General features: G+C 68.0%; 13 protein-coding genes. All 13 read left to right on the top strand.

All coding sequences use genetic code 11. The features are described from left to right. The first annotated feature begins 17 nt into the window (after window positions 1–17). The 13 genes from tssC to ASG07_RS06380 all read left to right on the top strand — a co-directional run bounded on the left by tssC (window position 18) and on the right by ASG07_RS06380 (window position 19,879). Complete coding sequence (gene tssC, locus ASG07_RS06440; protein WP_055843600.1) at window positions 18–1,478, top strand: type VI secretion system contractile sheath large subunit; 1,461 nt, start codon at window positions 18–20, stop codon at window positions 1,476–1,478. Next, window positions 1,475–1,951, top strand: coding sequence for a type VI secretion system baseplate subunit TssE (tssE, locus tag ASG07_RS06435; RefSeq protein ID WP_055843599.1), 477 nt, complete (start codon window positions 1,475–1,477; stop codon window positions 1,949–1,951). Before tssC ends, tssE begins: the two co-directional genes overlap by 4 nt. Before the next feature lie 2 nt (window positions 1,952–1,953). Then, window positions 1,954–3,765 carry a type VI secretion system baseplate subunit TssF gene (gene tssF / locus ASG07_RS06430; RefSeq protein ID WP_055843598.1) on the top strand — a complete coding sequence of 604 codons (1,812 nt, stop codon included), beginning with the start codon at window positions 1,954–1,956 and terminating at the stop codon, window positions 3,763–3,765. Window positions 3,766–3,775: 10 nt separating this feature from the next. Beyond that, the gene (tssG, locus tag ASG07_RS06425; protein ID WP_055843597.1) at window positions 3,776–4,846 is read left to right on the top strand and encodes a type VI secretion system baseplate subunit TssG; all 1,071 of its coding nucleotides are present in this window, start codon (window positions 3,776–3,778) and stop codon (window positions 4,844–4,846) included. Between the two features lie 205 nt (window positions 4,847–5,051). Continuing rightward, complete coding sequence (gene tssH, locus ASG07_RS06420; RefSeq protein ID WP_055843596.1) at window positions 5,052–7,718, top strand: type VI secretion system ATPase TssH; 2,667 nt, start codon at window positions 5,052–5,054, stop codon at window positions 7,716–7,718. Window positions 7,719–7,797: 79 nt separating this feature from the next. Further along, window positions 7,798–8,271, top strand: a complete 474-nt coding sequence (locus tag ASG07_RS06415; protein ID WP_055843595.1) for an Hcp family type VI secretion system effector — start codon at window positions 7,798–7,800, stop codon at window positions 8,269–8,271. A gap of 55 nt (window positions 8,272–8,326) precedes the next feature. Beyond that, window positions 8,327–10,255, top strand: a complete 1,929-nt coding sequence (locus ASG07_RS06410; RefSeq protein WP_055843594.1) for a type VI secretion system Vgr family protein — start codon at window positions 8,327–8,329, stop codon at window positions 10,253–10,255. Between the two features lie 17 nt (window positions 10,256–10,272). Beyond that, complete coding sequence (locus tag ASG07_RS06405) at window positions 10,273–10,887, top strand: DUF6931 family protein (RefSeq protein ID WP_156361767.1); 615 nt, start codon at window positions 10,273–10,275, stop codon at window positions 10,885–10,887. A 35-nt stretch (window positions 10,888–10,922) separates the two neighbouring features. Further along, window positions 10,923–12,914 carry a type VI secretion system-associated FHA domain protein TagH gene (gene tagH, locus ASG07_RS06400; protein WP_168377315.1) on the top strand — a complete coding sequence of 664 codons (1,992 nt, stop codon included), beginning with the start codon at window positions 10,923–10,925 and terminating at the stop codon, window positions 12,912–12,914. Between the two features lie 36 nt (window positions 12,915–12,950). After that, a complete protein-coding gene (tssK, locus tag ASG07_RS06395) occupies window positions 12,951–14,294 on the top strand; it encodes a type VI secretion system baseplate subunit TssK (protein ID WP_156361766.1) in 1,344 nt (447 codons plus the stop codon). Window positions 14,295–14,319: 25 nt separating this feature from the next. Beyond that, window positions 14,320–15,795, top strand: a complete 1,476-nt coding sequence (gene icmH, locus ASG07_RS06390; protein ID WP_055843590.1) for a type IVB secretion system protein IcmH/DotU — start codon at window positions 14,320–14,322, stop codon at window positions 15,793–15,795. Between the two features lie 13 nt (window positions 15,796–15,808). Beyond that, window positions 15,809–19,249, top strand: coding sequence for a type VI secretion system membrane subunit TssM (gene tssM, locus ASG07_RS06385; protein ID WP_168377314.1), 3,441 nt, complete (start codon window positions 15,809–15,811; stop codon window positions 19,247–19,249). A 63-nt stretch (window positions 19,250–19,312) separates the two neighbouring features. Continuing rightward, window positions 19,313–19,879: a hypothetical protein gene (locus ASG07_RS06380; protein ID WP_055843588.1), complete on the top strand. Its 567-nt coding sequence runs from the start codon at window positions 19,313–19,315 to the stop codon at window positions 19,877–19,879. The last annotated feature ends 113 nt before the right edge of the window (window positions 19,880–19,992 follow it).

Raw genomic sequence — 19,992 nt, 5'->3', positions numbered from 1 at the left:
CGGACCCGGACGAAGCGATGGAACTGGCCGGTTCGCACTCGGAATCCCTCCTCGACGTCATCGTCGGGGAGGGGCCGGGTGAGGATCGGCCGGTTCCGCGTTCGCCCGATGCGGAGCGGGCGGCGCAGCGCGCCCGCCTCGCCGCGCGGCAGCGGCAGGCCGGTCGCATCGCCGCGGCGGTGGCCGCGATCGATCGCCTGCTGGGCGAGCAGCTCGACGCGATCCTGCATCATCCCGCCTTCCAGAAGATCGAGGCGCTGTGGCGCGGCACCCGATGGCTGGCCGACAGCATGGCCGGCGACGGTGGATTGCGGCTGCGCATCCTCGACGCGCGCTGGGCCGAGGTCGCCCGCGACATGGAACGCGCGGTGGCGTTCGACCAGACCAGCCTGTTCGAGAAGATCTACAGCGGCGAATTCGGTACCCCCGGCGGCGAACCGTTCGGGATGCTGGTCGTCGACCACGCCCTCTGGCACCGTCCCTCCGGCCGCGAAAAGGTCGACGACCTTGCCGCCGTATCGAGCCTGGCGGAGGTCGCGGCGGCATCGTTCTGCCCGATCGTGCTGGGTGTCGATCCGCGGATGATCGGCCTCGACGGCTATGACGATATCGACCTGCGGCAGGATCTGGGCGGCAGCCTGACGGGACCCGAACTGGCCCGGTACGAGCGGCTGCGCGGCGAAAGCGACTGCCGGTTCATCGGTGCGGTCGTTCCCCGGCTGTTGATGCGCCAGCCCTATCGCGGGCGGTCGATGCCCCGGCTGGGTTTCGTCTATGACGAGAGCGTCGCGGGGCCGGCCGACCTGTTGTGGATCGGCGGCGGCTTTGCGCTTGCCCGCGTCGCGGCGCGGGCGATGCGGCTGCACCGCTGGCCCGCGGACGTGCGGGGCGCGATTTTCGCGGACGAGGGCGGGGTGGTCGATGGGCCGACCCGGCTGATGCTGCGTCCGGACCTGTCCGGAACGGTCGCGCGCTTCGCGACGGAAAATGCGATTTCCGAAGAGCAGGAGGTCGCGTTGAACAGTGCGGGCTTCATCTGCCTGCGCCAGTTGCACCTGACCGGCTCGGTCGCGTTCCTCAACCTCCCGACGATCCACCGCCCCCCCGATTTCGACAGCGAGGCGGCGCGGATGAACGCCAAGATGAGCGCGATGCTGAACTACATCCTGTGCGTCTGTCGTTTCGCGCACTACGTGAAGGTGATCGCGCGCGACTGGGTCGGCAAATATGCCGATGCCCGGGAATGCCAGGCGCTGCTCCAGAACTGGCTGGCGACCTATGTCACCGGCAACGACGATGCCAGTCCGGAGATGCGGGTGCGCTATCCGCTGCGCCAGGCGAAGGTCGTGGTCAGCGAAGTCGTCGGCAAGCCGGGGACGTTCGCCTGCGAAATCGCGATCCGGCCGCATTACCAGCTCGATCAGATCGCATCCGAATTCCGGCTGACGACCCAGATCGGGCGGGAGGTCGGCGCGTGACGGATGCCGCACGCCCGGTCCTGTCGCTGTTCGACCGGTTGATCGACGATGCGCCCGACATGGCGGTCGAGGAGCAGGAGGACGACGATGCCGCCTTCCGTCGGCTGAAGCTGGGAATGCGTCGCGATCTGGAGGGATTGCTGAACGGCAAGCGGCCCTACCAGAAGTGGCTGGGGTCCCGGCCGGGACTGGCCGAAACGGTGCTGGGCTTCGGCCTCGCCGATCTCAGCACCGAGGATTTCAGCAGCCCCGCGGTCCGCGAGCGGCTGCGGCGGATGATCGCGCAGGGCATCCGCACCCACGAGCCGCGTCTGCGGCGGGTGGAGGTGGAGGTGGATGGCGCGCCGACGTCGGCCGGCGTCCGCTTTCGGATCAGCGCGGTGATGACGCTGGATATGCTGGAGGAAGCGGTGATCTACGACGCCCGGCTGCGGCCGTCGGATCGCGCGATTGATGTGAATTTGGCGCGGTAACCATGATCGACGACCTGATCCCCTATTACCAGCGCGAGCTGAACTTCCTGCGCAATTCGGCGGGGGCGTTCGCGGACGCCTATCCGAAGATCGCCTCGCGTCTGCGGCTGACGCGCGACGCCACGGAGGACCCGCATATCGGGCGGCTGATCGAATCGGTCGCGTTCATGAATGCGCGGCTGCGACACAAGATCGACGACGAGTTTCCGGAACTGTCGGACGCGCTGCTCCTGACGCTCTATCCGCATCTGATCCAGCCGGTGCCGTCCTTCTTCGTCGCACGGCTCGCGCCCGCGCCTGCGCTCGACAAGGCGGTGACGATCCCGGCGGGAACGGTGCTGACGACCGAGCCGGTGGCGGGCGAGCCGTGCCGCTATCGGACGGCATGGGACACGACCCTGCTGCCGCTCCGGATCGAGGAGGCGGCGCTGGGCGGGATGCCGCTGGACGCGCCGGCGCTGGGTGTCGCGCAGGCGAAGGGTGTGCTGCGGATCGCGCTGTCCACCACGATACCGGACCTCGACATCGTGTCGCTGGGCGTCGATCGCATCCGCCTGTTCATCAAGAGCGATGCGCGGCGGGCGCAGATCCTGATCGAGCAACTCGGCGTGAACCTGCTCGGCATCGGTGTCGGCACCGGGCCGTCCGATCCGCGCGCGGTGCTGTTGCCGCCGGAACGGCTGCGGATCATGGGGCTGGAACGCGACGAGCTGCTGCTGCCGCAGACGCAGGTGGCGGCGACCGCCTATGCGGTGGTGCAGGAGCATTTCGCCTATCCGCAGAAGCATCTGTTCGTGGAGATCGCGGGGCTGGCCGCGCGCACGCTCGATATGCCCGGCACGCGGCTGGAGCTGTTCTTCTATCTCGACAAGCCCGCGGCGGAGCTGGAGCGGGTCGTCCGCGCCGACGATTTCGAGCTGTTCGCGGTGCCGGTGCTGAACCTGTTCGAGATGGAGGCGGAGCCGATCCAGATCGACCAGACGGAGATCGAATACCGTATCGTTCCGGATGCGCGGCGGGAGGACGCGCTGGAGGTCCACTCGGTCTGCGAGGTCCGATTGCAGGATGCGCAGGGCGAGCAGACCGATGCGCCGATGCTGCACTCCATCCACGGCGGCGGCGAGCGCGGGCGATTCTTCCACGCGACCGCGCGGCGCGGCAGTTTCGGGCCGGGCGGGGGGGACGACGTGTTCCTGTCGATCGCCGATCTCGACGGGCGGCTGCTCGCCGACGACGCGACCGTGGCGCTGGCGCGGGTGCTGGTCACCAACCGCGATCTTCCCACCCGGCTTCCGTTCGGAGGAGGCCGCCCCACCCTCACCCTTGATGCGCAGATGCCCGGCGTCGCCGGTGCCAGCGCACTCACCAAGCCGACGCCGACGCGGAGGGCGGGGCGGGGGCGGGCGGGGGTATGGAAGCTGGTAGGGCAGATGGCGCTCAATCACCTGAGCCTGTCGGGCGGGCCGAAGGGGGCGCAGGCGTTGCGCGAGGTGCTCGCGCTGTACGACATCGTCGATACAGCGGAGAGTGCCCACCTGCGCGATCGGCTGGTCGGCGTCACCTCCGCGCCGTCGGTCGCGCGGATGCGGTTGCGCGGGCACAGCGCGGTCGCGGCGGGTGTCGACGTGACGCTGGAGATCGACGACGAGCGCCTGTCGGGATCGGGAGCGTTCCTGCTGTGCGCGGTGATCGAGCGGTTCCTGTCCACCGCCTGCGCGCTCAACAGCTTTACGCGAACCTCCGCCAAGCTGCGGCGGGAGCCGGGATTGTGGAAGACGTGGCGACCGCGCGTCGGCACGCGCGACCTGACGTGACCGGTCCGGCATGACGGTGTTATCGGGACTGAAAGCGCGCGCGACCCGCACTTCGCTGGTCCAGGCCGTGCGACTGATCGAGCAGGCGGCGAAGATGCGCGGGCGACCGGCATCGATCGGCGAGGACGCGGCACCGGACGAGGAACCGCTGCGCTTCGTCGCATCCGATCGCATGGCTCTGGTGGCGACGGAACTGGCCGGGATCGACGATGACGGACATCAGCCCCGGGTGACGACGAACATCATGGGGCTGGTCGGTGCGACCCCCGCGCTGCCGCCGTTCTACAGCGAGATTCAGCTCCAGCGACGGCGGCTGCGCGACCGATCGGTGGCGGCGTTCCTGAACGTCTTCGACCACCGGGCGCTGTCGTTCTTCTATCGCATCACCCGCAAATATCACTGGCTGCTGGATCACGAGCGCGCAGGCCGCGACGGGAGCGACGCCGCGACGGGTGCGATGCTGGCCTTTGCGGGGTTGGCAACGCCGGCGATGCGGGACCGGCTGGAACTGGACGATGTCGCGCTCGCCCCGCTGGCGCATCATCTCGGCGACCAGCGGCGCAGCGCCGCGTCGGTCGAGACGGTGTTGCGGCACCTGTTGAAGCGACCGCTCCGCGTACTTCAGGCGGAGCCGGTGTGGATGGCGCTGCCGCCGGAGGAGCAGTCGCGGATCGGTGGTCCGGCGCTGGGGCGCTTCGCACGACTGGGCGGCGAAGGCGTGACCGGGCAGGAAGGCGGAGAGGACGATCATCTGCCCGACGCGGCGCTGATCGGGGCGGCGGTGCTGGATGTGCAGCACCATTATGTCATCGAGGTCGGACCGATCGGATATGGCGAGATGATCGCGCTGTGCACCGACGACGCCACGATCACGCGGGTGCGCGAGCTGTGCCGGCTGGCGGCGGGTATCGAACACCGTCCGATCCTGCGACTCGCGATCGCAGCGGCGGAGATCCCGCCGCTGCGCCTCGGCATGGCCGATGCGCCTGCGCTGCTTGGCCGCACGGCGTGGATGGCGCTCGATCCGGGTTCCGACGCGACGCTGGTCGAGTGTGCGATTCCGCTGACCGCGAGCGGCTGATCGGAATATCGCTGTTGTCGTCGCAATTCCTCTGGAGTATTGCCGCAATGTCGATCAAGCGGAGCGGGGCCAGAGGGAAAAGGTCGGGGTAGATTCGCAAAGGTTAACGCGCGAGTCTTCTTGCGGCCTCGAAATCTGAAGCGTATTGTTTTGGTGGGAAAAGCCGCGGCCTCTGACTCGAGGTTGCCGGGGGGGATGGACTACATTGGCTCAAGTCAATCTGAAAAGCTTGGTCGGCAAGCTCGATGAGGTTTGCCGGACGACATTGGAAGGTGCCGCCGGCCTCGCGCTGTCGCGAACCAACTACAATGTCGAGGTGGAGCATTGGCTGCTTCGTCTGATCGACCGGCAAACGTCGGATATCGCGGTGATTCTGAGCCACTTCGAAGTCGATGCCGGGCGTCTGACGCAGGACATCAACCGCCAGATCGACCGGTTCAAGACGGGCAATGGTCGCGCACCGGCGCTGGCCCCGAATATCGTGACCCTGATTCGCGAGGCGTGGCTGATCGCGTCGCTGGAGCATGGCGTCGGGATCGTCCGGTCCGGGCATCTGCTGCTCGCCCTGCTGACATCCGATGAGCTGTCGGCGATCCCGCGGGAGGCGAGCGGCCAGTTCGCACGCATCCCGACCGAAACGCTGCGCACCACGATGGTGCAGATCGCGGCGTCGTCGGAGGAAGCCGCCAAGGCCGAAGCGGCGCAGACTGCGGCTGGCGGTCATGCCGGTGGCGGCGCACCGGCGGCATCGGGCGGCGTGGCGCGTGGGCAGGAAGCGCTGAACAAATACACGATCGACCTGACGCAGCAGGCGCGCGACGGCAAGATCGACCCGATCTTCGGCCGCGACCCTGAAATCCGCCAGATCGTCGATATCCTGACGCGGCGTCGCCAGAACAATCCGATCCTGACCGGTGAGGCCGGCGTGGGCAAGACCGCGGTCGTCGAAGGTTTCGCGCTGCGGATCGTACAGGGCGACGTGCCGGATTCGCTGAAGAACGTTAGGCTGCTGTCGCTCGATCTCGGACTGCTGCAGGCAGGTGCGGGCATCAAGGGCGAGTTCGAGAACCGGCTGAAATCGGTCATCGACGAGGTGAAATCCTCGCAGACGCCGATCATCGTCTTCATCGACGAAGCCCACACCCTGATCGGTGCGGGCGGCGCGGAAGGTCAGAACGACGCGGCGAACCTGTTGAAGCCGGCATTGGCGCGCGGCGAGATGCGGACGATCGCGGCGACCACCTGGGCTGAGTACAAGAAGTATTTCGAGAAGGACCCGGCGCTGACCCGCCGGTTCCAAGTGGTGAAGGTCGAGGAGCCGGCGGAGGCGCTGGCGGTCGCGATGTTGCGCGGGCTGGTGCCGGTTCTGGAGAAGCACCACAACGTCCGTATCCTCGGCGAGGCGCTGGAGGCCGCTTCTGGGCTTTCGCATCGCTACATCACCGGGCGGCAATTGCCGGACAAGGCGATCTCGCTGCTCGACACGGCCTGCGCGCGCGTCGGCATCAGTCAGGCGGCAACGCCACCGGCGGTCGAGGATCTGGAGCGGCAACTGGGCCTGCTGGCGTCCGAAGTGTCGATGCTGGAGCGCGAAGGGCGTTCGGGCGTCGATGTCGCCGCCAAGCTGGCGGAGCGCGCCGAGAAGAAGGCGGCGCTGGAGATCGAGCGGGACGAGACGGCAGCCCGCTGGACCGCCGAGCGCGAGGCGGTGAAGGCGGTCGGCGACGCGCGGGTCGCGATCGACGGCTTGGTCGCCGATGCACCCGATTATGCCGAGAAGATCCAGGCGCTGCGCGACGCGCAGGCGAAGGTGCTGGAGGTTCAGGGCAAGGTGCCGATGGTGTACGACGTGGTCGACCGGGCCGTCGTGGCCGAGGTGTTGGCCGGCTGGACCGGGATCCCGGTCGGCAACATGGTCGCCGACGAGATCAAGTCGTTGCTGACCGTGCCCGCGCAGTTGAAGAAGCGCATCAAGGGGCAGGATTACGCGCTGGAGATCATCGGCCAGACGGTGAAGACGGCGCGCGCCGGCCTTGCCGATCCGCGCAAGCCGTTGGGCGTGTTCCTGTTCTGCGGCACGTCCGGCGTCGGCAAGACCGAAACGGCGCTGGCACTGGCCGAGTTGCTCTACGGCGGCGAGCAGAACGTCACGACGATCAACATGACCGAGTTCAAGGAGGAGCATAAGGTCTCCACCCTGGTCGGGGCCGCGCCCGGCTATGTCGGGTACGGAGAGGGTGGCGTGCTGACCGAGGCGGTGCGGCGCAAACCCTATTCGGTCATCCTGCTGGACGAGATGGAAAAGGCGCATCCGGGCGTTCAGGACATCTTCTATCAGGTGTTCGACAAGGGCATGCTGCGCGACGGACAGGGCCGCGACATCGATTTCAAGAACACGCTCATCATCATGACGTCCAATCTGGGCACAGAGACGATCGAGCGGCTGTGCCGCAACGCCGAGACGATGCCGGAGCCGGAGGCGCTGGCGGCGGAACTGCGCCCCGACCTGACCGAGTATTTCAAGCTGGCGTTTCTGGGCCGGACGACGGTGGTTCCTTATTTTCCGTTGCAGCCGAACATCCTGCGCGAGATCGTGGTCATCAGTCTGGAGCGGATCCGCAAGCGGGTGGTCGCCAATTACGGTGCCACGTTCGACTGGGACGACGCGTTCCTCGACAAGGTCGTGGCGCGCTGCACCGAGGTGGAGAGCGGCGCCCGCAATATCGAGAATATCCTGAAGCGGGGATTGCTCGCCGATCTCGCCGACCGCGTCCTGACGCTCAGGGCCGATGGAGGCGAGGTCAACGCGATCCACATCGGCGCGAGCGCCGGCGCCGTCGGCGAACAGGATTATGTGATCGAGCTCACCTGACCGGGTGAGCGCGAGACGTTGTGCGTGAAAAGACCGGCGGCATGTCGCCGACCGGCAATATCAAACGAAGGAGGATCCAATGCCGATCTATCTCGAACTCGACGGAATCAAGGGCAGCACCACCAACGGCAAGTACAAGGACATCATCGAGGTCGCCAGCTTCCAGTGGGGCGCGGGCCTAGGCGTCGGCAGCGCGCGCGGCGGCGATCGCAGCACGAGCACCGCGTCGGTGTCGGAGATCACCATCTCCAAGACGCTCGACAAGTCGTCGGAGCTGCTGTTCAAGGCCCTGCTGAAGGGCGACGTGATCGCCAAGGGCAAGTTCAGCTTCGTCGCGACGTCGAAGGGCGAAACCACGTCCTATCTGGACATCGCCATGGAGAAGATCATCATTTCCGGCTTTTCGGTCAGCTCGGGCGGCGACTGGCCGAGCGAGTCGCTCTCGCTCAACATCGCCAAGTTCGACCAGGCGTTCAGCGGCCGTGACACCGAGCACACGCTGACCCCGACGCACCTGATCTACGATCTGGCCACCGAAGAAGTGAACGCCTGAACCCCGACGGACGGATCGCCGGTTTGCGGCGGTCCGTCCGGCCTGGAGAAGCGGCATGTCGTCCGGTCACCTGCTCCACCTGCGCGCGCTCGCGGGTGTCGATGTCGACGCCTTCGCATTGTTGCGATTCGAGGGGCGGGAGGCGCTGTCCGAACCGTTCGACTACCGGCTGGAACTGATCTCGCCGACGCCTCCGGGCGACGTGTCCGCGTGGATCGGCAAGCTCGCCAAGTGGGACGTGACGACCAAGGATGGCACCGAGCGGGTCTTCGCCGGGCGCATCTACGAGACGGATATCGCGGTCGGGGACACATCGGGGTTCCGCGTCCACCTCCGCATCCGTCCGGCCTATTTCGCGACCGCCTATGCACGCGCGACGCATTTCATCCAGGACAAGACGGCGCAGGAGATCTTCGAGGCGCTGGTCGCCGATGTCCCCGGACTTGTCACCGATATCAGCCTGAACCCCGCGCCGGCCAAGCAGACCTATGCCGTCCGCTACGACGAGACGGAGTTCGACTTTCTCGCGCGGCTGCTCGCGCAGGACGGCATCTTTTATTATTTCACCTACGCGGAATCCGCGGGCACTTTCCATCACAAGATGCACCTCGGCAACGCGGCGAGCGCCTATGCCGACGTCGTGGGCGGCACCGAGATGGCGTTCCAGCCGGGATTTTCGGACAGCAAGATCACGTCGCTGTCGCACACGCACCGCGCGCGTCCATCGAAGCACGTCTTTCACGGGATCGACGCGCGCAAGGTCGATACGCCGTTCTTGCACTCGGCCAGCGCCCCGGGCGACTGGGGACGCGTTTACGCGCACGGCTATGAGGATCTGATCGGCGAGGCGGCGGCCAATGGCGACGTCAGCGGGCGCGGCGGCCGTCACGGCGAAGGCTATGCGCAGGGCGCGGAGACGATCGTCGGGCAGGGGCGGGATCACATGTTCTTCGCGGGCGGCCGGATAGAACCCGACTGGGCCGACGGGACGCTGCCGTCGCGAATCGTGCTGACGTCGGTCAGCCACAGCGTGTTCGATCCGTGGATGCTCGGCGGGGGCGAGCCGAGCTATACCAACAGCTTCACCGCGATGGACGCGAGCAAGCCATTCCGGCCGCCGGTGCCGCATGGCCGCCGCCGCGCCGCCGGGCCGGTGCTAGGCGTGGTCGCGAAGAAGGGTTCCGCGGAGGGCGAGGCGGTGGTCGACGACCTCAACCGCATCCCCGTCGCGGTGACGCATGCGCGCGATTACTCGTCAGCGACGAAGCCGTTGCCGGAGATCGTCTGGTTGCCTGTGCAGCAGGCCTGGGCGAGCGGCACCCACGGCGCACAGTTCTTCCCGCGGATCGGCGCGCGGGTCGTGATCGATTTCCTGTACGGCGATCCGGACATGCCGTTCGTGTCCGGCACGCTCTACACGCCGTCCGCCAGATATCCGTTCGATCCGCAGAGCAAGGCGACGCAGACTGGCTGGCGATCCGTCACCGACAAGAACGGCGGCGTCACGCAGGAATTGATGTTCGAGGACAAGCCGGGCGCGGAGGAGGTGTATATGTACACCGGCCGCGACTATCGGCGCGTGGTCGACAACGACGAGACCGGCACCGTCAAGCGCGACCAGATCCTGACCGTCGAGCGCGACCAGACCGAGACGATCAGGAACGACCAGACCACGAAGATCGAGAACAACAGCAAGATCGACGTCACCGGGACGCAGCAGACCACGGTCCAGAAGACCCAGACGGTCAAGGTCACGCAGAAGAGCCTGCACGAGTCGATGCAGGAGGTGGAGATCAAGGTCGGCACCAGCAGCATCAAGCTGACCCCGACCGGGATCGAGATCAAGGCGCTGAAGATCACGATCAAGGCGGAGGCGACGCTGAACGTCTCCGCCGGAGCGATGGCCGAATACAAGGCGCCGATGACTCAGGTGAAGGCCGATGGCATGCTGGTCCTGAAGGGCGGCGTGGTGATGATAAATTGACGGGCGATCGAGACAGCGTGCCCGCGCCTGCCCCGACCGTCGTTCCTCTCCGGTTCCAGCGACTGGAGTTGCAGGAGCATGGCGGGCTGTCCGCGGCCGGGCTGGAAGCGCTGGCGACGACGACCGGGCCGGAAGCGTTGCTGACGACGCTGATGGCGATGCCGGATCAGGCGGATGCGGCGGCGGCGCTGGCGCTGATGCTGCCGCGTCGGCAATCGGTGTGGTGGGCGTGCCTCGCGGTTCGGCTGATCCCCGGAATCGGCGAGCGCGCGGCCGAGCGGGTCGCGCTGGAAACGGCCGAGACGTGGGTGCAGACGACGTCGGACGAGGCGGCGGAGCGCGCCTTCACCGCGGCGGAGTTCTGCGCGGTCTCGGCCCCCGCGCGCTGGGCGGCGATGGCGGCGCACTGGTCGGGGCCGTCGATCGCGCCGCGGGGATTGCAGCCGGTGCCGCCGGCGGCGCACCTGACGGGGATCGCGACGCGCACCGCGATGCTGTTCACGGTTCACGATCCGGCGTTGCGCGGACGCTTGGCCTTCGCCGATCTGGTTGCCATCGGCGTCGCGCTGATGCACGGCGATGTCGGGCGCAAGGCGCAGGCGGCGGTGCTCGACCGGCTGGCCGGCGGCTGACGATACGGGACGAACCGCACGACCTCATGTGGACCTTGCTGCTCTCCCGCCAGGCGGACCCGCCCGGCACCTTCATCGACCGACGCCAGATCGACAGCGGTGAAATCCGCATCGGCCGCGACGCGCAGAAGTGCGACTGGATGCTGCCGGACCAGTCGGGCCATATCTCGCGCGCGCACTGTACGATCTCGGTGATCGGGCTCGACCTGTTCGTGGTCGATACCAGCACCAACGGCGTCAGCCTGAACCGTCCGGGCCAGCGGATCGCGCCGCAGATGCCGGTCGCCGTCCGGGTCAGCGACCGGTTGCTGCTGGGCGATTACGCCATCGAGATCACGACAGAGGCGGCGGGTCTGGCCGCCAATCTGCAGCAGCAGGTCGCGACTGCCGCGCCACCGCCGCCCCCCGCGTTCAGCCAGCCGGACAGCTGGTTCGACAATGCCGGCGCAGACCCGTGGGGAACGGGCGGGGCGAATGCCGAGGTGCATGAGTTCCTGGGCAGCGCGATGCACGATTTCCTCGCGCCGCCACGGGCGTCGCAAGCGGTGGCAGCGGCGGACCCGTGGGGTGGTCCGCTGTCCGATGCGTTCAGCCGGCCGATGCTGGCCGCTGCGCCGAGCCCGGCGGCAAGCGATTTCGCGATCCCGGAAGATTGGGCCGCGCCCCCCGCAAACGGATCGGCGCGGGCGGCCGATCCGTTTGCGGGGATGGAGGCTTTTGCGCCGACGAAGGCCGATCCCTTCGCCGGCGCGGACCCATTCGCGGCTCCGTCGCCCTCGCATCCTGCCGATACCCGATCGAGCGGGGCTGCCTTCGCGCCAGCACCCGCGTTGTCGACCGATCCCTTCGCAATGCCGTCCGTGCCGCCGCCAAGTGTCGGGCGCACCCCGGATCCGTTCGCGCGTCCCGTTGCCGGTGACCCGTTCGCCGACTTCGATGCGAAAGCCGACCCGTTTGCGGGCTTCGATGCGAAGGCCGATCCGTTCGCGGGCAGGTCCGCCGCGCCGGGAACGTCGGAGCGAGCCGCAGGCGATCCGTTTGCCGCGTTCGACGCCGGGAGCGATCCCTTCGCAGGCGAGCCGAACACGCCAGCGACGCCGGGGCGAACGGCGAGCGATCGGTTCGGGGGGCTTGAAGCAACCGCCGACCCATTCGCGGGCATACCTACCGCGCCTGCGACACCGGAACGAGCGGCCGCCGATCCGTTCAGCGGCTTCGGGCCTGAAGTCGAGCCATTTGCGAGCCGGCCGGACGACGCCGTGGTGCCCAACCAGCCGACGAACGATCCGTTCGCGTTGCCGCCGGCCGGGGCGCCGGTGGAGACAGCGGACCCTTTCGGCTCGACCCCACCGTCGGCGATGGCAGCCGCGCCGGTGCCGACCGATCCCTTCCTGCCGTCCCCGGCGGCTCCACCCGCCATACCTTCGGCGCAAACGTCGGCAGCGGCGCCGGACGGAGAGGGTTGGGCGGCGTTCTGTGCGGGGGCCGGGCTCGATCCTGCCGATCTGCGCACCACGCCCGATGCGATGCACCGGCTGGGCGTCCTTTATAAACAGGTGGTGCTGGGCCTGTCCGACCTGATCCAGGACCGCGCGGCGTTCAAGAACGAGTTCCGCGTGGAGCGGACGCAACTGGGCCTTGGTCGCAACAACCCGCTGAAGCATCTGCCGGCGATCGATTCCGCCAAATTGCTGCTCGGCGATCCGTTGCCCGGGTTCATGGGCGCCGAAGAGTCGGTGCGATCGGCGTTCGAAGACGTGAAGAAGCATCAACTGGCGATGCTGGCAGGTGTTCAGCATGCCTTGCGCGCTGTTTTCGAACGACTTTCCCCGGATGAGATCCAGCGCGTTATGGAAAAGGCGGCGGGTGAGAAGAAGGGACTGAGGATCGGCCGTGGCGTTAATCCGTGGACGGTGTATCAGGCGGTGTTCGACGCGTTGCGCAAAGATGCGACATCCAATGTTAACAGCATCATGAGTGTTGCGTTTCGGGAGGGATACGAGGCGTTCCTGAACGGCGCAGCGTAGGATACGACGACGCGAAAACCTGTGGGGGGTGGTGGAGTGAGTTGGGAGAACAAGCCGGTCTGGTCGGAGGGTATGTTCCTGCGTCCGCAGCACTTCCAGCAATTCGAACGCTTTACCTCCGCTCAACTGGAGGCGCGGGTCGCGCCGTTGGTTTCGCACGCGTGGGGGCTGGGGTTGCTGCGCATCGACGACGGGCTGCTCAAGACGGGCAAGATCGCGCTATCCCGCGCGACGGGCGTGTTCGACGACGGTACGCCGTTCCACGTGCCGGACGGGGCCGCGGCACCGATGCCGCTGGAGGTGGCGCGCGACCTGCGCGACACCAACGTCCATCTGTGCCTGCCCCTGTCGCGACCCGGCACGGCCGATGTCGCGCTCGATCCGTCCGCCCGCGCCGAGACGCGATTCCTGGCGGAGGAGTTCGAGGCAGCCGATGCGGTCTATGGCGCGCCGACGCGGGTGCCGCTGAACGTCGGTCGCCTGCAACTGACGCTTCGGCATGAGGGCGAGGGGCTAGGCGGGTATGCGACGATCCCGATCGCGCGCATCGTGGAGCGACGGTCCGATGATTCGGTCGTGCTCGACGACGGCTTCATTCCCACCGTTCTGGCGACCGGTGCGAGCCCGACGCTCAGCGGCTTCCTGTCGGAGCTGGAGGGCATGCTCCATCAGCGTGGCGAGGCGATCGCCGGGCGGCTGGGGACGCCGGGTTCGAAGGGCGTCGCCGACATCACCGATTTCATGATGCTGATCGCGGTCAATCGCGGCGAGGCGATGGTCAAGCATCTGGCGGCATTGCCCAGCGTGCATCCGGCCGATTTCTATGGTGCACTGTGCGTGCTGGCGGCGGAGATCGCGACGATGACCGCGGCGGGCAACCGGCCCATTTTCATGCCGCTGTACCAGCATCGCGACCTGCGCGTGTGTTTCGATGCGGTGATGGGAGACCTGCGCCGCTCGCTATCAGCGGTGTTCGAGCAGAGCGCGGTCGCAATTCCCCTGGAGCTGCGCCAATATGGCATCCGCGTCGGACAAATCACCGATCGGTCGCTGTTTTCCGGGGCGAGCTTCATTCTCGCGGCACGCGGTGCGGTGGATACCGAGACGCTGCGCGCGAACCTGCCGCGACGGGCCAAGCTGGGGTCGGTCGAGCATATCCGCGATCTGGTGATGCGCCAGTTGCCGGGTGCGGACATCCATCCGATGCCGGCCGAGCCGCGCCAGATCCCTTTCCGCGCGAACACCGTCTATTTCGCGATCAACACGCGGCACGAGCAATGGCAATCGGTCGCGACTTCTGGCGCGGTCGCGCTGCACGTCGCGGGCGAGATACCCGATCTCGACCTGGAGATGTGGGCGATCCGGGGGAGCCACTCATGAGCCAGTCCGCTGACAGGGGCCTGCGATGAGCGACAAGCGCGACGACCCGCCGCCGACGGAGCGGACGATCATCCGGCCCGCCGGCAGCGGCAGGGCCGTGCCACCGGCATCGCCCTATCCCGGACAGGCGTTCCCGGGCACGCCCGCCGCGCCGCCGTCCGGCGGTCCGCCGCCACAGGATCGCACGGTGATGATGCCGGCGGGCGGAATGCCGCCCGCGCCGCCACGCATGCCGGGGAACCAGCCGCCAGCCCATACGCCGCCGCCATCGGGCACGGGCAGCAGCGGACCGGCGCGGCTCGACTTCGCGGAAGCGGAGCCCGATCTCTACGGCCCCGAACCGCTGGTCGCCGCCGCCGGTCGCCTGATCCATCTCGCCAGCCAGTTGCGGCAGATGCCGGTCGGCCCCGATCTGGGCGCGCTCCGCCAATTGGTGATCCGCGAACTCGACGCGTTCGGAAAGCGGGCGCAGGCACTCGGCCTCGATCCCAAGACGGCGCAGTTGGCGCATTACATCCTCTGCGCGTTCATGGACGATGCGGTGATGTCGACGCCGTGGGGCGCGAACAGTCCATGGTCGCAGCACAGCCTGCTCGCCGCCTATCACAACGACGTGCAGGGCGGCGACCGGCTGTTCCAGTTCGCCGAGCGGATGGAGGCGGACCCGCGTCGTGAGCCGCGGCTGATGGAATTGCTGTACCAGTGCCTGTCGCTGGGATTCGAGGGCCGGGCCGCGCTCGATCCGCGCGGACAGTCGGTGCTGCAGCAGCGTCGCCAGCGGCTGGCCGCCGCGATCGCCGGCACGCGCGATCGGCCCGCCGGAGACCTGTCGCCGCAATGGCGCGGCGCGACGACGGCGACGGGATCGTACCAGCAGAAGATCCCGCTCTGGGCGATCGCCGCCGCGATCGGCGTCGTCGCGCTGTTGATCTTTTCCGCGCTGCTGTTCCGCCTGTCGAGCGAGAGCGCGGCGGCCGTGACGGCGCTCGATCAGGCGGTCGGCTCGGCGCAGATCGTCGCCCCCGCCGCGCCGCCGCCGGAAACCGCGACGCCGACGTTCGAGAAGATTCAGTCGATCCTGCGCCCCGATGTCGAGGCGGAGCGCTTGGCGGTGTTGCGCGAGGGCAACGACATCGTCCTGCGCCTGAACAATCAGGGGCTGTTCGAAAGCGCGCAGGCGGAGCCGTCCGGCGCGTGGACCGACACGTTCGGGCGGCTGGCGCAGGCGGCGAACCTGACCAAGGGGGCGTTGAAGATCGCGGGCCATACCGACGATCAGCAGATTCGCTCGCTGGCATTCCCGTCCAACCTCGAACTGTCGGAGGCGCGGGCGCGGGCGGTGGGTCAGGCGATCGCGCGGGCGGGGCTGGGCGATGCCAGCCGCATCACCAGCACCGGTCTTGCCGATGCGCAGCCGCTGGCCAGCAATACGACGCCCGACGGGCGGCGACAGAACCGGCGCGTGGAAATCCGCGTGGCCAACGACGTGGCGTGGAACTAAGGGAGTGGGGGGCGTGAAGTCACTGTTCGCGAACCGCTGGTTCTGGCGCGTGGTCGGCGCGATCTTCGCCGGGCTGTTGCTGTTCTTCGTCGGGCCGCTGGTCGCGATCGGCAGCTGGCGACCGCTGGGAAACACGTGGGTGGCGCTGCTCGTCTCGCTGCTGCCGATCGTCGGCGTCGGGCTGTACTGGTGGTGGCAGCGGCGCAAGGCGGCGAAGGCGAATGCGGCGCTGGTCGATGCGCTGGCCGCGCCGAAGGCGGACCGGGCGGCGCTGGACGCGAAGCTGGGCGAAGCGCTGGCGATGCTGCGCAGCACGAAGGTCGGGCGACGCGGATCGTACGTCTATCAATTGCCGTGGTACGCGATCATCGGACCATCCGGCGCCGGCAAGACGACGGCGCTGCTCAATTCTGGCCTGGGGTTCCCGACCGCGGTGGCGGGCGAGTACCGGGCGCTGCGCGGTCAGCCGAACACGCCCGATTGCGACTGGTGGTTCACCGACGAGGCGGTGCTGATCGATACCGCCGGGCGCTATGTCACTCAGGATGTCGACGCGGCGCGCGATGCGGAGGGGTGGAAGGGTTTCCTCGACCTGCTGAAGACGCACCGGCCGCTCCAGCCGCTGAACGGCGTGCTGGTCGCGATCCCCGCGCCGGACTTTGCCGATGCGCGCAAGATGGCCGATCACGCGCAGCATATCCGCGCGCGCCTGGCGGAGATCCAGCAGACGCTGGGGCAGACGCTGCCGATCTATCTGCTCGTCACCAAGACCGATCTGCTTGCCGGGTTCCGCGAGTATTTCGCGCGGGCGACGGACGCTGAATCGGATCAGGTGTTCGGTTCGACCGCGCCGGGCGACGGCAGCGACGGCGCGGCGGTGCTCGCCGGGTTCGACGCGCTGGTCGCGAGCGTGTCGGAGCGGGTGGTCGATCGCATGCAGAACGAGGGGCAACTGACCCTGCGCGGCCAGATCGCGACGTTCCCGTCGCAGCTGGCGTCGCTGCGTAAGCCGATCGCCGACTTGCTGGCCGCGCTTGGCCAGACCTCGCGCTTCGACACGGCGGCGCGGGTGCGCGGCGTGTATCTGACATCGGGCAATCAGACGGGCAATCCGGTCGATCGTATCCTGCTCAACATGGGCGTCGCGGCGATGGCGTCGGCGCACGGCGTCGGCAGCGGCCGCAGCTATTTCCTGAAACGGCTGTTCTCCGACCTCGTCTTCCCGGAAGCCGGCATCGCCAATCGCAATGCGGGCGCAGAGAAGCGTCAGCGGCAGGTCTATATCGGCGGCGCGATCGCGGCGGCGGCGGCGCTGGTGCTGGCGATCGGCCTGTGGACATGGGGCTATGTCCGCAACAAGGCGCTGATCGGTACGGTCTACGAAACCGCCGCCGCCTATTCCAACGCCGCGGGTACGTCGCGCGGTGGCACCTCGACGCCCGATCAGGATCTCGCCGCGCTCGGCGTGCTGGCGAAGGCACGGGGCGACATGGACAAGGCGAGCGATTTCGGACTGGGGCTAGGGCAGGGCGGCCGGCTGGAGGGGCAGATCGGCGCGATCTATGGCCGCGACCTGCAACGGCGGCTGACACCGATGCTCGCACGGCTGGCGGAGGACCGGATCGATGCCGACCGGGCCGCGCCGGCGGCGCTTTACGACGATCTGAAATCCTATCTCGTGCTTGGCGGACGGGGGCCGAAGGCGGAAGAAGCGTTGCTGGCGTGGGTGCAGCCGGCTTGGGCGGCGCGTTCGCAGGACCCCGATGCGCAGGTGCAGGCCGGCGAGGTCGCGCGGCATACGCGGGCGCTGCTCGACGGGGCGTTCGTGCCCGTGTCGCTGGATACGGCACGGGTCGATGCCGCACGGTCGATCCTGCGATCGCAGCCGGCCTCGGTGCGCGTCTATGGCCGTCTCAAGAGCGTCGCGCTGGCGGACGGCGAGACATGGACCGCGCGCGAGAATGCCGGGCCGCAGCCGGAGGTGTTCTTCGCGCCTGCCGGCGCCTTTGCGCCGGGCGCGGGCGTGCCGCAACTGTTCACGCGCATCGGGTACGACAAGGTGTTCGTGCCGATGCTGTCGAGCGGACCGAAGCTGCTCGACGAGGAACGCTGGGTGGTCGGCGACACCGGCGCGCGGGCGGGGATGACGCCGGCCGAGATGAGCATGCTGAAGCAGGATCTGCAGCGGCTGTATTTCGACGAGTTCCTGACCCGGTGGCGCGACTATATGGCGGGGATGCAGCCGCGACCGGTGTCATCGCTGGCGGAGAACATCCAGCGGCTGCGCGATGCCGCCGGGCCGCTGTCGCCGATCGCGCCCTTGATGCGGGCGATCGTGGTGGCCACCGACATGACCGCCGGCAAGAGTGCCGCCGTTCCAAAGATGAAGATGCCGAAAATCCCCGGCGGCCAGTTCGGCAAGATAGCCGGCGCGGCGGCGGGCGATGCGATGGCTGGCGGCGGCGGTGCGGGCGACGATCCGCGCGAGGCGGCGGTCCGCGCGTTCGAGCCGCTGCGCCTGTTCGTCGGCAAGCCCGGCGCGCCGGGGCCGCTCGACGCGACGCTGGCGAGCATGGGGCAACTGGCGGACAAGCTGAACATGGTCGCGGTACTGCCGGGTGGCGGCGGCGAGACCGGATCGGCCGCCAGCCTGGAGGTGAAGGCGCTGGTCGCGCAGCTCGACCAGAGCGGCGCGAACATGCCCGCACCCGCGGGCGTGCTGGTGAAGGCGGTGGCGGGCGACGCCAACGTCGCGCTGGGGGGAGCGCGCAAAAGCCAGATGGGGGCGGCGCTGAGCGGCAATTTCGGGCAGGATTGCCGCAACGTGCTCGGCCGCTCTTTTCCGCTGCTCGCCGCATCGTCCAACGACATCTCACTGGAGCAGTTCGGCCACTTCTTCTCGCCTCAGGGCGCGTTCGCGAAGTTCGTGACGCAGGAACTGGCGGGCTATGTCGATACGACCAAACCCGACTGGGTGCTGCTTCCCAATGCCAGCGAGATCGGCATGACCGAGACGGGGCTGCAATCCTTTCAGGCGGCGCAGCGCGTGACCCGCGCGTTCTTCGCCGCCGATCCGAACGCGCCGCGGCTGGTCTACCAGATCGAGCCGGTAGCGCTGGCGGGCGCGAAGTCGGTGACGCTGAAGGCGGACGGCCAGTCGCTGACCTATGACGGCAAGTCCGGTGTGCCGGCGACGTTCGACTGGCCGGGTGCGGGCGGAGCCTCGATCGAGTTCGCGATCGACGGCGCGGCCCCGGCGGTGAAGAGCTGGGTCGGCGTGTGGGGCGCGTTCCGGATGATGAAGGAAGCCGCGGTCAAGGCCGCCGGATCGCCTCTGGCGGGGGCGGGTAGCCTGACGCAGGGTGGTGCACGCTTCGACTTCCGGGTGCGGACGTTCGGGGGGAGCAATCCGTTCGTGGTCGATCCGTTCGTGAAGGTGTCGTGTCCGGTTTGACGGTCAGCGGACGGGTATGTCTCCGGCGTGTTGGCGGAGAATGTCCATTGCAGAGGGACCGTCATGATCGATACGCCGCCGCCGGTTCCGTCAGTATCGGCGATCGAGCACAGGCTGGTCGCGTGCGGTCTGGATCGCCGCAGGATATCGGTGGAGCGTGTCGACGAACTGCAAAGCGTCGTCATCGTCATCCGCGATCGGGTCCACCCGTCGAGGCCGTTGTTCACCTGCATCGATGAGGCCGCTCCGGCGAGCATCGTGCAGGTCGAGGAGGCGAGGCTCCAGACGGGCTATGACGACCATGTGGGCAAACGCGTCCGCCCGCAGATGCTTGCCGAAGCGACGGAGACCGTCACGCGGCTCGGGTTGATCGACGGATTTCCGAAGCGTGCGGATTATAAGAATCTGGGTAGCTACGCGGGAGCGCTGGAGTGGCATTGCGGATTGGAGGCGGGTAGCGTGCTGCGGGTCATGAGCAAGACGTTGGCGTTCGATCCCCCGCGCGAGCCCGACGGTATGACTTTCGTGGCGCGGTACGAGAAGCTGCTCGCAGCGATGGCGTATGCGACCGCGACCGGCGATCTGGAGGGCTTCAGTTTTATCGGCATCGACCCTGTTCGGCCACGCTAAGCCGCATTGCCGTTCATCGGCGGCTTGGGTCTCGGTTCGCCTTGATGCTCTGGAGCCTCGTCGATCCGGACGGGTTACGAGGTCCGCTACAAGCGAACGCCACCGCCGGCCTC

Origin of the sequence: Sphingomonas sp. Leaf343 (genome assembly GCF_001423765.1) — a bacterium.
GTDB lineage: Bacteria > Pseudomonadota > Alphaproteobacteria > Sphingomonadales > Sphingomonadaceae > Sphingomonas.
Note: the sequence above shows the minus strand (reverse complement) of the source record. Positions and strands in the feature narration are given on the sequence as shown.

Excerpts from the sequence above, each read along its gene's own strand:
- tssC (WP_055843600.1), top strand. The coding sequence starts at position 18 with ATGGAACTGGCCGGTTCGCACTCGGAATCCCTCCTCGACGTCATCGTC.
- tssF (WP_055843598.1), top strand. The coding sequence starts at position 1,954 with ATGATCGACGACCTGATCCCCTATTACCAGCGCGAGCTGAACTTCCTG.
- tssG (WP_055843597.1), top strand. The coding sequence starts at position 3,776 with ATGACGGTGTTATCGGGACTGAAAGCGCGCGCGACCCGCACTTCGCTG.
- ASG07_RS06415 (WP_055843595.1), top strand. The coding sequence starts at position 7,798 with ATGCCGATCTATCTCGAACTCGACGGAATCAAGGGCAGCACCACCAAC.
- ASG07_RS06410 (WP_055843594.1), top strand. The coding sequence starts at position 8,327 with ATGTCGTCCGGTCACCTGCTCCACCTGCGCGCGCTCGCGGGTGTCGAT.
- icmH (WP_055843590.1), top strand. The coding sequence starts at position 14,320 with ATGAGCGACAAGCGCGACGACCCGCCGCCGACGGAGCGGACGATCATC.
- ASG07_RS06380 (WP_055843588.1), top strand. The coding sequence starts at position 19,313 with ATGATCGATACGCCGCCGCCGGTTCCGTCAGTATCGGCGATCGAGCAC.